Annotated in this window: 12 protein-coding genes, 1 tRNA gene and 3 rRNA genes; 13 read left to right on the forward strand and 3 right to left on the reverse strand. The window is 45.1% G+C overall.

What is annotated here, in order from left to right:
• The first annotated feature begins 16 nt into the window (after window positions 1–16).
• The 6 genes from NSQ25_RS04185 to NSQ25_RS04210 all read left to right on the forward strand — a co-directional run bounded on the left by NSQ25_RS04185 (window position 17) and on the right by NSQ25_RS04210 (window position 7,378).
• The gene (locus NSQ25_RS04185) at window positions 17–1,759 is read left to right on the forward strand and encodes an ABC transporter ATP-binding protein (protein WP_120208561.1); all 1,743 of its coding nucleotides are present in this window, start codon (window positions 17–19) and stop codon (window positions 1,757–1,759) included.
• Between the two features lie 112 nt (window positions 1,760–1,871).
• A complete protein-coding gene (locus tag NSQ25_RS04190) occupies window positions 1,872–2,894 on the forward strand; it encodes an ABC transporter ATP-binding protein (RefSeq protein WP_326136672.1) in 1,023 nt (340 codons plus the stop codon).
• Window positions 2,863–3,840, forward strand: a complete 978-nt coding sequence (locus NSQ25_RS04195; protein WP_080708071.1) for an ABC transporter ATP-binding protein — start codon at window positions 2,863–2,865, stop codon at window positions 3,838–3,840. The genes NSQ25_RS04190 and NSQ25_RS04195 overlap by 32 nt, the downstream gene beginning before the upstream one ends.
• A complete protein-coding gene (locus tag NSQ25_RS04200; RefSeq protein WP_070326745.1) occupies window positions 3,815–5,401 on the forward strand; it encodes an ABC transporter substrate-binding protein in 1,587 nt (528 codons plus the stop codon). Before NSQ25_RS04195 ends, NSQ25_RS04200 begins: the two co-directional genes overlap by 26 nt.
• A 61-nt stretch (window positions 5,402–5,462) precedes the next feature.
• Window positions 5,463–6,464 carry an ABC transporter permease gene (locus NSQ25_RS04205; RefSeq protein WP_070326863.1) on the forward strand — a complete coding sequence of 334 codons (1,002 nt, stop codon included), beginning with the start codon at window positions 5,463–5,465 and terminating at the stop codon, window positions 6,462–6,464.
• A 17-nt stretch (window positions 6,465–6,481) separates the two neighbouring features.
• The gene (locus NSQ25_RS04210) at window positions 6,482–7,378 is read left to right on the forward strand and encodes an ABC transporter permease (RefSeq protein WP_070326744.1); all 897 of its coding nucleotides are present in this window, start codon (window positions 6,482–6,484) and stop codon (window positions 7,376–7,378) included.
• A 228-nt stretch (window positions 7,379–7,606) separates the two neighbouring features.
• On the opposite strand, the gene NSQ25_RS04215 is transcribed toward NSQ25_RS04210, so the two are convergent.
• The gene (locus NSQ25_RS04215; RefSeq protein ID WP_034284217.1) at window positions 7,607–8,680 is read right to left on the reverse strand and encodes an aromatic acid exporter family protein; all 1,074 of its coding nucleotides are present in this window, start codon (window positions 8,678–8,680) and stop codon (window positions 7,607–7,609) included.
• A 247-nt stretch (window positions 8,681–8,927) separates the two neighbouring features.
• Window positions 8,928–10,223, reverse strand: coding sequence for a glutamate-1-semialdehyde 2,1-aminomutase (locus NSQ25_RS04220; protein WP_034284215.1), 1,296 nt, complete (start codon window positions 10,221–10,223; stop codon window positions 8,928–8,930).
• A gap of 129 nt (window positions 10,224–10,352) precedes the next feature.
• Here NSQ25_RS04220 and bcp point away from each other — a divergent pair, with 129 nt between their 5' ends.
• Window positions 10,353–10,820 (forward strand): thioredoxin-dependent thiol peroxidase, encoded by a 468-nt coding sequence (bcp, locus tag NSQ25_RS04225; protein WP_024425791.1) that lies wholly within the window; start codon window positions 10,353–10,355, stop codon window positions 10,818–10,820.
• Window positions 10,821–10,977: 157 nt separating this feature from the next.
• On the forward strand, window positions 10,978–11,415 hold the full coding sequence (perR, locus tag NSQ25_RS04230; protein WP_012009347.1) for a peroxide-responsive transcriptional repressor PerR: 438 nt from the start codon (window positions 10,978–10,980) through the stop codon (window positions 11,413–11,415).
• A 35-nt stretch (window positions 11,416–11,450) separates the two neighbouring features.
• Here perR and NSQ25_RS04235 read toward each other — a convergent pair whose 3' ends face one another.
• Window positions 11,451–11,798, reverse strand: a complete 348-nt coding sequence (locus NSQ25_RS04235) for a YgzB family protein (RefSeq protein WP_024425201.1) — start codon at window positions 11,796–11,798, stop codon at window positions 11,451–11,453.
• A 189-nt stretch (window positions 11,799–11,987) separates the two neighbouring features.
• Here NSQ25_RS04235 and NSQ25_RS04240 point away from each other — a divergent pair, with 189 nt between their 5' ends.
• From NSQ25_RS04240 to NSQ25_RS04260, 5 genes are all read left to right on the forward strand, one after another.
• Window positions 11,988–12,866 (forward strand): nucleotidyltransferase-like protein, encoded by an 879-nt coding sequence (locus tag NSQ25_RS04240; protein ID WP_024425790.1) that lies wholly within the window; start codon window positions 11,988–11,990, stop codon window positions 12,864–12,866.
• A gap of 316 nt (window positions 12,867–13,182) precedes the next feature.
• A 16S ribosomal RNA gene (locus tag NSQ25_RS04245) occupies window positions 13,183–14,731 on the forward strand.
• Window positions 14,732–14,913: 182 nt separating this feature from the next.
• Window positions 14,914–17,844: ribosomal RNA gene (locus NSQ25_RS04250) — 23S ribosomal RNA — on the forward strand.
• Window positions 17,845–17,953: 109 nt separating this feature from the next.
• Window positions 17,954–18,069: ribosomal RNA gene (gene rrf / locus NSQ25_RS04255) — 5S ribosomal RNA — on the forward strand.
• The 16S, 23S and 5S rRNA genes sit together here with 1 tRNA gene alongside, the layout of an rRNA operon.
• A 9-nt stretch (window positions 18,070–18,078) precedes the next feature.
• A tRNA-Asn gene (locus tag NSQ25_RS04260) sits at window positions 18,079–18,153 on the forward strand.
• Window positions 18,154–18,156: the final 3 nt, after the last annotated feature.

The following is an 18,156-nucleotide window of genomic DNA, read 5'->3' on the forward strand; positions in this document are numbered from 1 at the left end:
TGGGAAGGAGATTTACATGGGGGTCATTAAACGCTACATGGCTTTTGTAACACCGTATAAAAAACAGATTGCATTGACAATGGTCATCGGAATGATTAAGTTTTCGATTCCCTTAACCTTGCCTCTGCTTTTAAAGTATGTCATTGATGATGTCATTCAAGGCTCGGGGTCAGCTGAAGAAAAGACATCAACTCTACTGATCATAATGGGAATCATGCTCGTATTATTTTTAGTGTTGAGGCCGCCTGTTGAATACTATAGACAATACTACGCTCAGTGGACAGGCAGTAAGGTATTATTTGATATTCGGGAAAAATTGTTCTCACATATTCAAAAGCTAAGTCTTCGTTACTATGCCAACACGAGAACAGGAGAAATTATTTCAAGAGTGATCAACGATGTGGAGCAGACAAAGGAATTTGTCATCACAGGTCTCATGAACATTTGGCTGGATATGATGACTGTACTGATCGTGATCGCCATTATGTGTACACTTGATCTGAAGCTCACCATCGTGTCTGTCATTATTTTTCCGCTATACGCGTTTGCAGTAAAGTATTTTTACGGACGGCTTCGTAAGCTGACAAAAGAGCGGTCACAGGCGCTGGCTGAAGTGCAAGGGCACCTGCATGAGCGGGTACAAGGAATGCCGGTCATTCGCAGCTTTGCGATTGAAGAATATGAACAAGAGAATTTTCATGATGAAAACAAAAATTTCTTAAACAAAGCAATCAACCATACGAATTGGAACGCCAAAACATTTGCCGTCGTCAATACCATCACTGACATTGCACCGCTGTTAATCATTGCATTTGCTGGCTACACAGTAATTAACGGATCGCTGTCGATTGGGACCATGATCGCCTTTGTCGGCTATATTGACCGGATGTACAATCCGATTCGCCGTCTCATTAACTCATCCACGACGTTAACCCAGTCCGTTGCATCAATGGATCGGATCTTTGAGTTTATTGATGAGCCATATGAGGTCACAGACCGGCCGAATGCAAAAGAAGCCAATCATTTAAAAGGAGAGGTAGAGTTTAAAAATGTGTCGTTTCGTTATGAACACACGCAGGAAGAGATTCTGCACAATATCTCCTTGAAAGTAGAAAAAGGACAAACGGTTGCGCTTGTAGGAATGAGCGGTGGAGGGAAGTCGACACTCGTCAGCTTAATTCCAAGGTTTTATGATGTCACAAACGGGTCACTTGAAATTGACGGCATAGATATAAAAGAGTACAAAGCAAGAAGTCTCCGAAATCAAGTCGGAATGGTGCTGCAGGATACATTCCTATTCAGTGGCACGATTAAAGAAAATATTGCGGTTGGAGACCCTGAAGCACCTTTTGAAAATATCGTGTCGGCTGCAAAAGCGGCAAATGCGCATGATTTTATTATGTCTCTTCCTGAAGGATATGACACGAAAGTAGGAGAACGGGGCGTGAAGCTGTCAGGCGGACAAAAACAGCGGATTTCCATTGCAAGGGTATTTCTTAAAAATCCACCGCTTTTGATTTTAGACGAAGCGACGTCCGCACTTGATTTAGAAAGTGAGCATTACATTCAAGAAGCGATGCAAAAGCTGGCGAAGGATCGCACAACCTTTATTGTCGCACACAGATTATCAACCATTACACATGCTGACCAAATTGTGGTCATGGAACAAGGCGAAATTGTGGAAAAAGGAACACACGAAGAATTAATGAACCAAGACAGCCACTATCGTCATTTATTTACCATTCAAACTTTAAATTAGTAGAAGCCTATCCGATTCTAGCGGATAGGCTTTTTTATGCTTGTCAAAAACATGACATATTTCCCAGCTTGTCTCAATACAATTTTAAAAAGTATGACGGGGTGGTGAATATGTGAAAGAACAAGACGTGCTGCTAGATGTCAAACAGCTGTCCATTGCGTTTCAGCAGAAAAAGCAAAAAGTGCCCATCGTCCATCACATATCTTTCTCGATTCAAAAAGGGGAAACGTTAGGGATTGTGGGTGAATCAGGCTGCGGGAAAAGTATCACAAGCATGTCATTAATGGGACTGAATCAGCAAACCGATACAACGGGCGAGGTTCACTTCGAAGGGCAAAATCTGCTGTCACTTTCAGAGAAGCAGTGGCGAGAGATAAGAGGAAATGACATTTCAATGATTTTCCAAGAGCCTATGACCTCTCTGAACCCATTAATGACCATCGGCAAACAAATGACGGAAGCCCTTTTTACACATCAAGCAATCGGTCAGAAAGAAGCAAAAGCGAAGGCGATTGATCTTCTTCAAACAGTTGGGTTGAAGCAAGCAGAATCGTTACTTAAAAAATATCCACACGAATTATCAGGCGGCATGCGCCAGCGTGTGATGATTGCAATGGCAATGCTTTGTCACCCAAAGCTTATGATCGCTGATGAACCGACAACTGCACTTGATGTGACCATTCAAGCGCAAATCCTTCGTCTGCTCAAAAAGCTGAACGAAGAGATGGACACTGCTATTTTATTTATTACCCATGATCTAGGCGTCGTGCGGCAAATATGCCAGCGAGTCATGATTATGTATGCCGGTCGAATTGTAGAAGAAGGAACCGTTGACCGTATTTTTCAAAAACCTCTGCATCCCTACACGAAAGGTCTTTTCGCCTCAGTTCCATCGTTTAAAGAGAAAAAAGAAAAGCTCATCTCTATTGCAGGTCATGTGCCTAAGCCAGGGGCCATCCGGTCCGGCTGTCAATTTGCACCACGCTGCCCATATCAAATGGCGCAATGTCTTGAAAAAGATCCAGCCTTACAATCCATTGAACAGAATCACCGCGTGGCATGTTTTCTAATGGAAGGAGGAGAAGACACTGAGTCACCCACTTTTGCAAGTGAATCAGCTGACAAAACGGTATGACACAGCCGCTTTTTTTTCTAAACATAAACAATCGACTTTGGCTTTAAATCAAGTGTCCTTTCACGTGAAGGAAGGAGAAACGCTTGGCATTGTTGGTGAATCAGGCTGCGGGAAATCAACACTTGGCAAAAGCCTAATGAGATTGACTGAACCGACGTCAGGCTCTATTCAATTAAAAGGGCAGGAGATCACCCTTCTAAAAGAACGAGACATGCGTTCCTTAAGAAAAGACATTCAAATGATCTTTCAAGATCCATATGCTTCTTTAAATCCAAGAATGAAAATCAAAGATATTTTAGAGGAACCCCTGATTGTCCATCAGCATGGGACGAAAGCAGAAAGACGGAAACGGGTAAAAGAGATGCTGCATATTGTTGGATTTGATCCTTCCTACGGAGAACGTTATGCGCATCAATTCAGCGGCGGGCAAAGGCAGCGTATCGGTATTGCTAGAGCACTTATTACGCACCCAAGTCTTGTCATTGCCGATGAACCAGTTTCGGCTTTGGATGTATCCGTTCAAGCGCAAATTTTGAATTTGATGCTTGAATTGCAAAAGACGCTTTCTCTGACGTATCTGTTTATTTCTCACGACCTTGGGGTTGTCAGATATATGAGCGACCGGATCGCCGTCATGTATGCTGGGCGCATTGTGGAGATGGGGCCTGCCGAAGATGTGTTTCACAGTCCGCTTCATCCCTATACGTCGCTGCTTCTGAAATCCATTCCACATATGGATCACGTACTAGAGGCGCAAGATGTGGCAGCAGAAGAGACCACAATGACGGAACGCGGCGGCTGTCCTTTCTACAAAAGGTGTCCAAAAAGATGGGAGAAATGCCTGAAAGCAGTTCCTGCTTTGTATGAGGAGGCACCAGGGCACGCAGCCGCGTGTTATTTATATCAAAAGGAGGAACACAATGAAGAAGACATGGTTATTCAGTAGTTTCATTTTTGTGCTGGCACTGGCGCTCTTTTTAGGGGGATGCTCGTCTTCACCGACATCAGAAGAAAAGGCAACAAAAGATACCCTCGTATTTGGCAGAGGGGGAGATTCCACTTCACTAGATCCAATCACAACAACAGAAGGCGAAACCTTTAAGGTCACAGAGAATATATTTGAAAAGCTCTTGAATTACGGTGAGAAAGACACGACCATCCATCCTGGCCTCGCAACAGAATGGGATGTTGCAAAGGACGGAAAATCATACACGTTCTACTTAAGAAAAGGTGTGAAATTCCACGATGGTACAGACTTTAACGCAGAAGCAGTGAAATTCAATTTTGAGCGCTGGATGAATGGAGACGCAGAAAAGTTTCCTTACTATGGGATGTTTGGCGGCTATAAAAAAGATAAAGGGCATGTCATTAAAGACATCATCGTCAAAGGCGAGCATGAAATTGAATTTCAGCTAAAGCGCCCGCAGGCGACATTCCTCAAAAACATTGCTATGTCACCATTTGGCATCGCAAGTCCAGCGGCTGTTGAAAAAAGCGGCGATTCATTTAGAGAAAATCCAGTGGGGACAGGACCATTCAAGTTTAAAGAGTGGAAGCAAAACGACCGTATCGTGTTAGAAAAAAACGAGGATTATTGGCAGAAGGATAAGCCAAAGCTGAATCAAATCATCTTCCGCTCCATTCCAGAAAACTCTGCTCGTTTAAATGCCCTTAAAACAGGCGAGATCGACTTAATGGATGGCGTGAATCCGTCAGATTTAGATGGCATTAAAACCGACAAAGCACTCCAGCTCATTGAAAGACCATCGATGAACGTAGGCTATATCGGACTGACTGTCACAAGAAAGCCGCTTGATAACAAGCTCGTTCGTCAGGCACTCAATTATGCGGTCGATAAAGAATCGATTATTGAGTCATTTTATGGCGGACTTGCTGAGCCAGCAAAAAATCCATTGCCGCCTGCTTTAGAAGGCTACAATGACGACATTGAGCCATATCCGTATGATCCAGAAAAAGCGAAAGAACTATTAAAAGAAGCGGGCTTCCCTGACGGCTTTCGCATCAAGCTTTGGGCAATGCCTGTACCGCGTCCATATATGCCAGATGGAATGAAGGTAGCAGAAGTCATTCAGTCAAATTTTGAAAAGGTCGGCGTCAAAGCAGAAATTGTGACATATGACTGGGCCACCTATTTAGATAAAGCAAGTAAAGGGGAAGCAGATGTGTTCTTATTAGGCTGGACAGGGGACAATGGCGATCCTGATAATTTCATTTACACGCTGCTGGACAAAGACAGCATTGGCGGTAACAACTATACATTCTTCGAAAACGATAAAATGCATGACATCCTCATTGAAGCGCAAACAGACACAGATCAAAAGAAACGAAATGAGCTGTATAAAAAAGCGCAGGAAATCATTCATGACGAAGCGCCTTGGATTCCATTGGTGCATTCAATTCCAATGCTTGCCGCATCTAATGATTTAAAAGGCTACCAGCCGCATCCAACTGGTTCAGAAGCTTTAACTGACGTGTATTTCGAATAAGCAAATAAGGGAGATCTTGTATCTCCCTTATTCAAACAAAGAAAAAGGCGGTGAAAGCTGTTTGTTTGCTTATTGTATGAAGCGGGCAGGAATGCTCATCCCAGTACTCATCGGAATGACATTGGTCGTGTTTTCAATTATTCGTTTTATACCTGGAAATCCAGCGCAGGTCATCTTAGGACAGCGGGCTACGAAAGAGGCAGTAGAACAATTAACGATCCAGCTCGGTTTAGATCAGCCATGGTACGTTCAATACGGTCATTATATGCTTGGCCTTTTAAAAGGGGATTTAGGAACTTCCATTCGAACAGGAGCGGCTATTGCCCAGGAAATGAAGCCCTACTTATTTGCGACGTTAGAATTGACCTTTTTTGCCATGGTGCTGGCGATTGTTGTGGGAGTGAATGCCGGAATCATTAGTGCTTGGTTTAAGCATTCTTTCTTTGATTATGCCGCGATGTTTATTGCACTCATCGGAGTGTCCATGCCGATTTTCTGGTTAGGCTTAATGGGGCAGTGGCTGTTCTCGATCGAATTAGGTATTTTGCCGACAACAGGCCGAGAAGATGTAAGGAATCCAGTCGAGTCGATCACGTATATTCATACACTGGACACGCTTTTGCAGGGCCGGTTTGATCAATTCACTGACAGCATCAAGCATTTGATCTTACCAAGTACAGCACTCGCCACAATCCCTGCAGCAATTATTGCGAGAATTACAAGGGCAAGTATGCTGGAAGTGCTTCATTCAGACTTTATTCGAACAGCAAAAGCAAAAGGAGTACGTTCATTTTTCATCATTTATCAGCATGGCCTGAAAAATGCGCTCATTCCGATCTTGACGATTATTGGTCTTCAGACGGGGCTCTTGCTTGGTGGAGCGATTTTAACAGAAACCATTTTTGCTTGGCCGGGAATTGGCCGGTATATATATGACGCCATCAGTTATCGTGATTACCCAGTCATTCAAACAGGTATTCTTGTCGTTGCGCTTATATTTGTCCTGATCAATTTCATTGTGGACATCTTGTATGCGGTCATTGATCCAAGGATTAAATATTAGGGAGGGAGAGTGACAATATGGAAGCACAAAAAGAGCTTGAACCACCTCAGCCAAAAGATGAACGCTCTCAATCATTGATTCTTGAATCAATGAAGCAGTTCTTTCAGCACAAGCTGGCGGTCATTGGCAGTGTGATTGTCTTTTTATTTCTGATCCTAGCGATCTTTGCACCGCTCATTGCTCCTTATGGAATCAATGAGCAATCACTTGGTGAGCGATTTAGTGCCCCTTCAGCTACGCACTGGTTTGGTACGGATGATTTCGGCAGAGATATATTTTCAAGAGTTGTGCATGGAGCACGGATTTCCTTATGGGTCGGTTTCTTCTCGGTTCTCGGGTCTGTCATTTTAGGCACACTGCTTGGATTGATAGCAGGCTATGGCGGAAGAGTGCTAGATGCTGTGATCTCCAGACTGTTTGATATTTTACTCGCTTTTCCTAGCATTCTATTAGCGATTGCTATTGTCTCCATCCTAGGCCCCTCCTTACAAAATGCCCTTATTGCCATTGCGATTATTAATGTCCCAACCTTTGGACGGCTCGTTCGTTCAAAAGTGCTGAGTATTAAACAAGAAGAATACGTTCTGGCAGCAAAGGCGGTTGGGATGTCACACCGCCGCATCGTACTGCGTCACATTCTGCCAAATAGTATGGTGCCAGTCATCGTCCAGGCGACGCTAGCGATCGGAACGGCAATTATTGAGGCAGCGGCTTTAGGCTTTTTAGGATTAGGTGCACAGGCGCCAAGTCCAGAATGGGGGAAAATGCTCGCCGATGCGAGACCTTATCTCGTTCAAGCCCCCTGGACATTATTCTTCCCAGGAATAGCGATCATGCTGACGGTTCTAGGCTTTAATCTGATGGGGGATGGATTAAGAGACACGCTGGATCCGAAAATGAAGAAAATAAAATAAGACCGATTCTCAGAATCGGTCTCAGCGCGCAGGCAAACCCTCGCATTCGGTGTCAGTCCTGCGTGCCGGTGCTCACGAATACTCAATTCGCTCCGCTCCGGTACTCGTTCTTCCTAGACTGCAAAGGTTTTCAGGTTACGCTGAAAAGAAGACAAAGAGCTAAAATCAAGATCATTTTAGCTCTTTGTCAACAATTTAAGACCGATTCTAGGAATCGGTCTTTTCTGTTTATGCTTCTTTTTCTTCTGTCTCAATTTCACTATCTTTTGGGTGATACGTCTGGAAGCTTGTAATCAATGTATCTAAATGCTCTAATTCATCACGGTATTCGATGATGCTGGACATGACATTCAGCATGTTGTAATCGAGTAAGTCGTTTTCTTGGTTTTGCTGATGCTGAATAAATGATTTCGTTAACGTCTCAAGGCGAAGAGAGCATTCATTTTGAAATTCATCATCCTGCGGCTTCATTTTTCCGACGAATTTCATCAATGTGCGCTCATGCCAATACAGTAAATAATCAATTTCATCCGTTAAGCTTTCCCTGAAATGCTCTGGCATTAAATGAATTTCATTTTCTAATTTATGAAGCTTTTTCAGCAAATACAGAGCGCGATTCGATGTCATAATGGCCTGCCTGAACAAAACAAGCTTTCTTGATTTGACATACGTGGTTTTCTTTAAATAGCTTCGTTCTTCTTTGTATAGCAAGTAAATATGATCTAATTTGATCATGCGTTCTTTTATTTGATCGATGTCATCCTTTAATGTGGAATGATCAGTAGACTGTCTGGAGCTCAGACGGATCCATTTTAAAATCTCCTCCGTATTTTCCATAATGTGATGAACAAGTTTTGTTTCATATTTTGGCGGCAGGAAGATTAAATTCACTAAAAATGAAGAAAGAACTCCTAACACCACAGTAGCTGTTCGGATTAGGGCAAAGGAAAGGAAATGATCCCCTGCACTTTCTAAAATCGCGATGACGGTTACAAGTGCAATCGGAATCGTGTGTTCAATCTTCAGCTTTAAATTAATGGCGATGACCATGACGGCGGTTAAACCGATAATGACTGGTCCTGTGCCAAAAAGCAGACCGAACGTAATGGCAAGCGCTGCTCCAATAATATTGGCTTGCACTTGATCAACAATGGTTAAAAAAGATCGATAAATAGATGGCTGGATAGCAAATACAGCTGCAATTCCCGCGAAGACGGGCGTTGGCAACCCAAGCCATGTTGCCAGGTAAAGCGCGAGTACAATGGCAATACCAGTTTTTAAAATACGGGCTCCAAGTTTCATTGGTTTTGTCCCTGCATTCCTTTCTTTTCGATAATAGATGATCACTCGTCATTTATCATTCATATTTTGATGAAACAACTAAGTAATATACAGCGGTCTTCCGAAATATTCAAGTGATTTTTGAAAGTTCATGAAAACATCAAAAGAAGGTATTGAGAAGAAATGTAACAGATTCGCACGCTTTTGACAAACAAGAGCTGGTAAATAAAAAAACAGACGCATGTTTTTACGCCTGTTTTGGACTTCATTATGATTGTTTCAGCTGTGCAAATGCATGATCTACTGCTTGCAACGTCTCAGAAATATCTTTTTCAGTATGTGCGATCGTTAAGAACCAAGCTTCATATTTAGAAGGAGCGAGGTTAATGCCTTGCGCGAGCATTAATTTGAAGAAACGGGCAAACATTTCGCCATCCGTATTTTCAGCCTGCTCGTAGTTCACAATCGTTTCTGTTGTGAAATAAATTGTGAGCGCTCCTTTTAAGCGATTCACTGTAATATCTACTTGATGCTTTTTGGCATGGGCTAAAATGCCTTCTTCTAACATAGCGCCAAGCTGATCAAGACGCTCGTAAACGCCGTCTTCTTTTAACAATTCCAAGCAGGCAATACCTGAAAGAATGGATGCAGGGTTTCCTGCCATTGTGCCAGCTTGATAGGCTGGTCCAAGCGGGGCAACTTGTTCCATAATTTCTTTTTTACCGCCGTAAGCGCCGATAGGAAGGCCACCGCCAATGATTTTTCCTAATGCAGTGAGGTCAGGTTTAACTTGAAGCAAGTCCTGTGCACCACCATACATAAAGCGGAAAGCGGTAATGACTTCATCATAAATCACCAGTGCGCCTTTTTCATGTGTGAGGTCATTGACCTGCTGCAGGAAACCGTCCTTAGGCTCTACGATGCCAAAGTTCCCGACAATTGGCTCGACAAGGACAGCTGCTATTTCATCTCCCCAGCGATCTAATGCTTCTTTATAGCTGTCAATATCATTAAATGGAACGGTAATGACTTCATTGGCGATACTCTTTGGTACGCCCGCGGAATCGGGTGTTCCTAAAGTGGAAGGACCAGAGCCTGCAGCCACTAGCACAAGATCAGAGTGGCCGTGATAGCATCCGGCAAACTTAATGATTTTTGTTCTGCCTGTATATGCGCGAGCCACTCGAATTGTTGTCATCACCGCTTCTGTACCTGAATTGACAAAACGAACTTTGTCTAAAGCAGGCATGGCTTCCTTCAGCATTTTAGCAAAAGTGACTTCATGCTTCGTTGGTGTTCCGTAAAGGACACCTGTTTCAGCCGCTTTCGTGATGGCTTTTGTAATATGCGGGTGGGCATGTCCTGTAATAATTGGACCGTATGCTGCCAGATAATCGATATAGCGGTTTCCGTCAACATCCCAAAAATAAGCGCCTTCTCCTCTTTCCATCGCAACGGGTGAACCGCCGCCTACTGCCTTATATGAACGAGACGGGCTGTTGACACCCCCAACAATGTGCTCCAGCGCCTCTTGATGTAATTTTTCTGATTCTGTGAATTTCATAAATAGCCTCCTATCTCAACGTATCACGTCGTCTATCATTATTTTAACATGCCGATGCAAGCGTCCTTAGTTGAATATCCTCTCAAAATTGGATAGGCTAATTAAAAAATAGGTTGGAGGGATTGTGTCATGACAATCGAAGTAGGGCAGCAAGTACCTGACATTGAATTAACCGGTGACAATGGGGAGAAAGTAAAGCTTTCTGATTTTAAAGGAAAACATATTGTTCTTTATTTCTATCCAAAAGATATGACACCAGGCTGTACAACAGAAGCATGTGATTTCCGCGACCGCCATCAAAGCTTTGCAGAATTAGATGCTGTCATTATCGGCGTAAGCCCAGACAGTCAGGACAAGCACCAAAAGTTTAAAGAAAAACATGATTTGCCGTTTCTTCTTCTTGTAGACGATGAACAGAAATTGTCTGAAGCCTTTGGGGTATGGAAGCTGAAAAAGAATTTTGGCAAAGAATATATGGGAATCGAGCGTTCAACGTTTCTTATTAATAAAGAAGGCACGCTTGTGAAAGAATGGCGAAAAGTAAAGGTAAAAGACCACGTAGAGGAAGCGCTTGAGGAATTGAAAGCTCACGCTTAATATCCTCACAGGATGAGATCGGCAGTCATGCCGGTCTTTTTTGTAAAGAAGAATAGGTAAAAAAGAGGATTGTAATTGACAAAGTTTCGGCTCTGGGGGTACACTATTTATAAAGATTATAATATAAGAATATTTTTGAAGAGAGGTGCATGATGAAATGGCTGCTCACGAACTAAAAGACGCTTTAGATGCTCTAAAAGAAACCGGTGTTCGAATTACCCCGCAGCGCCATGCCATCTTGGAGTTTCTCGTAAATTCTATGACACACCCAACCGCGGACGATATATATAAAGCACTTGAAGGAAAATTTCCAAATATGAGTGTCGCAACGGTTTACAACAATTTACGAGTCTTCCGGGAATCTGGATTAGTAAAGGAATTAACGTATGGTGATTCCTCAAGCCGATTTGATTTTGCGACATCTGACCACTACCATGCGATTTGTGAAAACTGCGGAAAAATTGTGGACTTTCACTATCCTGGCCTTGATGAAGTTGAACAGCTTGCATCCCATGTGACGGGCTTTAAAGTCAGTCATCATCGCTTGGAGATCTATGGTACTTGTCAAGAATGTGCGAAAAAAGAAAATCATTAATGAAAAAGCTGACCGTTTAAATGGTCAGCTTATTTTTATGACTTTTTTCGATTGTAGGATTCATCAAACTCTTTACCTTCTAATGCTGGATCAAGTGTAAGCGGCTCCCTGCAATGCATGCACATGTCCACCCGCCCAAGCACTTTTGTTTCCTTCTCACAGCCTGGACAAACGACACGTACTGCCTTCGTAGAAAGCATACCAATCCAAAAGTAAACGGCTGTACTTAATCCAATCGATAAGACGCCAAGCAGCATAAAGAAAGTCGACAGCCAAATCGATTCCTTGAAGAATACACCGATATACATGATCAGAAAGCCAACAAAAACCAAACTAAGTGCAAATGTTCTGATTTTATTAATCTTACTGGAGTATTTCGCCATCCCTAGTCCCCCTTATCTCCAATATAGCACATTTTACCTTTCCGTTTGAATTAGTTATAGAGTTTTGTGAATAAATTGCTTATAATGATTCAATGATCTTTTTTCATGTATTGAAGGAATTTTGATTCTATGAGGAGAAATACATAGCATTAGAGAAGAACCTTACACCCGAGTATTGGAGGAATCACTATGGAAAATCTTCTCCGTCCTATTTATCAAGAGAGAGCAAGCCATCCAGACACATTAGCTGTGATTATAGTAGAAAGAAGACATAAAGTATCTTCTGAGACGGATAACTTTGATGCAGCACTTTTGGTCATCGTAAAAGAAGCGGAAGAGCCGTTATTTATCAAGCACTATGAATCCGATCACCAAACAGCTTCTTTAAATGTTGTCACAGATGATCAACTGAAGGAATGGATTACCCTCGGCACTAACCGCCGAATCATCGATTGGATTTTGAATGGAAAAGTCCTGTTTGATCGAAATGAATATATCTTCAACTTAATTGATGAACTAAGTACATTCCCGTTTTCAAACCGCAAGCTCAAAATCGGTTTAGAATATGGCAAGCTCATTCGCAGATATATAGAAGGAAAAGCATTTTTTGAGTCAAATCAATTCCTTGATGCATATAATTCCATTGTGCATGCCCTGCATCACCTAGCACGTATTGAAGTAATTGATAAAGGCTTCCACCCAGAAGTGACCGTTTGGAACCAAGTGCGTCATATGGAACCTGAAGTATACAAACTTTACTCAGAACTGATTGAAAGCCATGAAAGTCTGCATAAACGTTTGGAACTTTTATTTTTAGCAAATGATTTTTTGATCCATTCAAAAGCAGAAATTGGTGCCGCTCATTTGCGTCATGTCATGGAACAGAAGGATATATGGCTTTTTGGTGAGCTTCTTGCACACCCTGATCTAAAGTATTTCACGCCTGACCTTAGCGTCATGATTGATTTCTTTGTGGAAAAAGGAATTGTTCAAGTGGAGCCGATTGAGACAAAGGGACAAAAAATCTATCATCGAGGATATTTTGTGAAAAAAGATATTGACGCATGAATATTATGATGGTATATTATTAAACGTCGCTAACGAGCAACTGAGTTGCTTTGAAAGAAAAGCTGACAAAAAGAAATTCTAAAAAACGCTTGACGCACACGGTGCTCAAATGTTATATTAAGAAAGTCGCCTCTGAGCGATAACGAAGATGATCTTTGAAAACTAAACAAGACAAAACGTACCTGTTAATTCGAGTTTTTATAAAAAAATCCTATGATACTTCATAGGTAGTCAGTCAAACTGGCGAGGCAGGAAATGATCACATGCTAAGTTCGCTACATCGTGTAGCAACGCATGTGTGATATGCATCCTGCATACCTCGGAGAGTTTGATCCTGGCTCAGGACGAACGCTGGCGGCGTGCCTAATACATGCAAGTCGAGCGGACAGAAGGGAGCTTGCTCCCGGATGTTAGCGGCGGACGGGTGAGTAACACGTGGGTAACCTGCCTGTAAGACTGGGATAACTCCGGGAAACCGGAGCTAATACCGGATAGTTCCTTGAACCGCATGGTTCAAGGATGAAAGACGGTTTCGGCTGTCACTTACAGATGGACCCGCGGCGCATTAGCTAGTTGGTGGGGTAATGGCTCACCAAGGCGACGATGCGTAGCCGACCTGAGAGGGTGATCGGCCACACTGGGACTGAGACACGGCCCAGACTCCTACGGGAGGCAGCAGTAGGGAATCTTCCGCAATGGACGAAAGTCTGACGGAGCAACGCCGCGTGAGTGATGAAGGTTTTCGGATCGTAAAGCTCTGTTGTTAGGGAAGAACAAGTGCGAGAGTAACTGCTCGCACCTTGACGGTACCTAACCAGAAAGCCACGGCTAACTACGTGCCAGCAGCCGCGGTAATACGTAGGTGGCAAGCGTTGTCCGGAATTATTGGGCGTAAAGGGCTCGCAGGCGGTTTCTTAAGTCTGATGTGAAAGCCCCCGGCTCAACCGGGGAGGGTCATTGGAAACTGGGAAACTTGAGTGCAGAAGAGGAGAGTGGAATTCCACGTGTAGCGGTGAAATGCGTAGAGATGTGGAGGAACACCAGTGGCGAAGGCGACTCTCTGGTCTGTAACTGACGCTGAGGAGCGAAAGCGTGGGGAGCGAACAGGATTAGATACCCTGGTAGTCCACGCCGTAAACGATGAGTGCTAAGTGTTAGGGGGTTTCCGCCCCTTAGTGCTGCAGCTAACGCATTAAGCACTCCGCCTGGGGAGTACGGTCGCAAGACTGAAACTCAAAGGAATTGACGGGGGCCCGCACAAGCGGTGGAGCATGTGGTTTAATTCGAAGCAACGCGAAGAACCTTACCAGGTCTTGACATCCTCTGACAACCCTAGAGATAGGGCTTTCCCTTCGGGGACAGAGTGACAGGTGGTGCATGGTTGTCGTCAGCTCGTGTCGTGAGATGTTGGGTTAAGTCCCGCAACGAGCGCAACCCTTGATCTTAGTTGCCAGCATTCAGTTGGGCACTCTAAGGTGACTGCCGGTGACAAACCGGAGGAAGGTGGGGATGACGTCAAATCATCATGCCCCTTATGACCTGGGCTACACACGTGCTACAATGGACAGAACAAAGGGCTGCAAGACCGCAAGGTTTAGCCAATCCCATAAATCTGTTCTCAGTTCGGATCGCAGTCTGCAACTCGACTGCGTGAAGCTGGAATCGCTAGTAATCGCGGATCAGCATGCCGCGGTGAATACGTTCCCGGGCCTTGTACACACCGCCCGTCACACCACGAGAGTTTGCAACACCCGAAGTCGGTGAGGTAACCTTTATGGAGCCAGCCGCCGAAGGTGGGGCAGATGATTGGGGTGAAGTCGTAACAAGGTAGCCGTATCGGAAGGTGCGGCTGGATCACCTCCTTTCTAAGGATATATGGAGCAGCGTACGTTTTCGTCTTGTTTAGTTTTGAAGGATCATTCCTTCAAAACATGTCTCTAGCGAGACAGGATTGTTCTTTGAAAACTAGATAACAATAAGTAATACATTCACATTGAATGCAATGCAAAGTTCATCACACATAGTGATTCTTTCTAAAGTAAGAAATGGTTAAGTTAGAAAGGGCGCACGGTGGATGCCTTGGCACTAGGAGCCGATGAAGGACGGGACGAACACCGATATGCTTCGGGGAGCTGTAAGCAAGCTTTGATCCGGAGATTTCCGAATGGGGAAACCCACTGCTCGTAATGGAGTAGTATCCATACTTGAATACATAGAGTATGAGAAGGCATACCCGGGGAACTGAAACATCTAAGTACCCGGAGGAAGAGAAAGCAAATGCGATTCCCTGAGTAGCGGCGAGCGAAACGGGAACAGCCCAAACCAAGAGGCTTGCCTCTTGGGGTTGTAGGACACTCTATACGGAGTTACAAAGGAATGATATAAGCGAAGAGGTCTGGAAAGGCCCGCCAAAGAAGGTAACAGCCCTGTAACTGAAATATTGTTCTCTCCAGAGTGGATCCTGAGTACGGCGGAACACGTGAAATTCCGTCGGAATCCGGGAGGACCATCTCCCAAGGCTAAATACTCCCTAGTGACCGATAGTGAACCAGTACCGTGAGGGAAAGGTGAAAAGCACCCCGGAAGGGGAGTGAAATAGATCCTGAAACCGTGTGCCTACAAGTAGTCAGAGCCCGTTAACGGGTGATGGCGTGCCTTTTGTAGAATGAACCGGCGAGTTACGATCCCGTGCAAGGTTAAGCAGAAGATGCGGAGCCGCAGCGAAAGCGAGTCTGAATAGGGCGCATGAGTACGTGGTCGTAGACCCGAAACCAGGTGATCTACCCATGTCCAGGGTGAAGTTCAGGTAACACTGAATGGAGGCCCGAACCCACGCACGTTGAAAAGTGCGGGGATGAGGTGTGGGTAGGGGTGAAATGCCAATCGAACCTGGAGATAGCTGGTTCTCTCCGAAATAGCTTTAGGGCTAGCCTCAAGGTAAGAGTCTCGGAGGTAGAGCACTGATTGGACTAGGGGCCCCTACCGGGTTACCGAATTCAGTCAAACTCCGAATGCCGATGACTTATCCTTGGGAGTCAGACTGCGAGTGATAAGATCCGTAGTCGAAAGGGAAACAGCCCAGACCGCCAGCTAAGGTCCCAAAGTATACGTTAAGTGGAAAAGGATGTGGAGTTGCTTAGACAACCAGGATGTTGGCTTAGAAGCAGCCACCATTTAAAGAGTGCGTAATAGCTCACTGGTCGAGTGACTCTGCGCCGAAAATGTACCGGGGCTAAACGTATCACCGAAGCTGCGGACTGTTCTTACGAACAGTGGTAGGAGAGCGTTCTAAGGGCTGTGAAGCCAGACCGGAAGGACTGGTGGAGCGCTTAGAAGTGAGAATGCCGGTATGAGTAGCGAAAGACGGGTGAGAATCCCGTCCACCGAATGCCTAAGGTTTCCTGAGGAAGGCTCGTCCGCTCAGGGTTAGTCGGGACCTAAGCCGAGGCCGAAAGGCGTAGGCGATGGACAACAGGTTGATATTCCTGTACCACCTCCTCACCATTTGAGCAATGGGGGGACGCAGGAGGATAGGGTAAGCGCGGTATTGGATATCCGCGTCCAAGCAGTTAGGCTGGGAAATAGGCAAATCCGTTTCCCGTAAAGGCTGAGCTGTGATGGCGAGCGAAATTTAGTAGCGAAGTTCCTGATTCCACACTGCCAAGAAAAGCCTCTAGCGAGGTGAGAGGTGCCCGTACCGCAAACCGACACAGGTAGGCGAGGAGAGAATCCTAAGGTGATCGAGAGAACTCTCGTTAAGGAACTCGGCAAAATGACCCCGTAACTTCGGGAGAAGGGGTGCTTCTTAGGGTGTTAAAGCCCCGAGAAGCCGCAGTGAATAGGCCCAGGCGACTGTTTAGCAAAAACACAGGTCTCTGCGAAGCCGTAAGGCGAAGTATAGGGGCTGACGCCTGCCCGGTGCTGGAAGGTTAAGAGGAGCGCTTAGCGTAAGCGAAGGTGCGAATTGAAGCCCCAGTAAACGGCGGCCGTAACTATAACGGTCCTAAGGTAGCGAAATTCCTTGTCGGGTAAGTTCCGACCCGCACGAAAGGCGCAACGATCTGGGCACTGTCTCAACGAGAGACTCGGTGAAATTATAGTACCTGTGAAGATGCAGGTTACCCGCGACAGGACGGAAAGACCCCGTGGAGCTTTACTGCAGCCTGATATTGAATGTTGGTACAGCTTGTACAGGATAGGTAGGAGCCTTGGAAACCGGAGCGCTAGCTTCGGTGGAGGCATCGGTGGGATACTACCCTGGCTGTATTGACCTTCTAACCCGCTGCCCTTATCGGGCAGGGAGACAGTGTCAGGTGGGCAGTTTGACTGGGGCGGTCGCCTCCTAAAATGTAACGGAGGCGCCCAAAGGTTCCCTCAGAATGGTTGGAAATCATTCGCAGAGTGTAAAGGCACAAGGGAGCTTGACTGCGAGACCTACAAGTCGAGCAGGGACGAAAGTCGGGCTTAGTGATCCGGTGGTTCCGCATGGAAGGGCCATCGCTCAACGGATAAAAGCTACCCCGGGGATAACAGGCTTATCTCCCCCAAGAGTCCACATCGACGGGGAGGTTTGGCACCTCGATGTCGGCTCATCGCATCCTGGGGCTGTAGTCGGTCCCAAGGGTTGGGCTGTTCGCCCATTAAAGCGGTACGCGAGCTGGGTTCAGAACGTCGTGAGACAGTTCGGTCCCTATCCGTCGCGGGCGCAGGAAATTTGAGAGGAGCTGTCCTTAGTACGAGAGGACCGGGATGGACGCACCGCTGGTGTACCAGTTGTTCTGCCAAGGGCATCGCTGGGTAGCTATGTGCGGACGGGATAAGTGCTGAAAGCATCTAAGCATGAAGCCCCCCTCAAGATGAGATTTCCCATTCCGCAAGGAAGTAAGATCCCTGAAAGATGATCAGGTTGATAGGTCTGAGGTGGAAGCGTGGTGACACGTGGAGCTGACAGATACTAATAGATCGAGGACTTAACCTATATTCTAATGTGAAGTTTGAACATTGTTATCTAGTTTTGAGAGAACATTTTTAAAATATCTCTTGATTTATTTTGAATACATAGTATAATATCTTTTGTCACTAAATTGTCTGGTGATGATGGCGAAGAGGTCACACCCGTTCCCATACCGAACACGGAAGTTAAGCTCTTCAGCGCCGATGGTAGTTGGGGGTTTCCCCCTGTGAGAGTAGGACATCGCCAGGCTTTCTTCATTCCGCAGTAGCTCAGTGGTAGAGCTATCGGCTGTTAACCGATCGGTCGTAGGTTCGAATCCTACCTGCGGAGCCAATT

Source organism: Bacillus sp. FSL R5-0512 (genome assembly GCF_038593295.1).
Taxonomy (GTDB): Bacteria; Bacillota; Bacilli; order Bacillales; family Bacillaceae; genus Bacillus; species Bacillus safensis.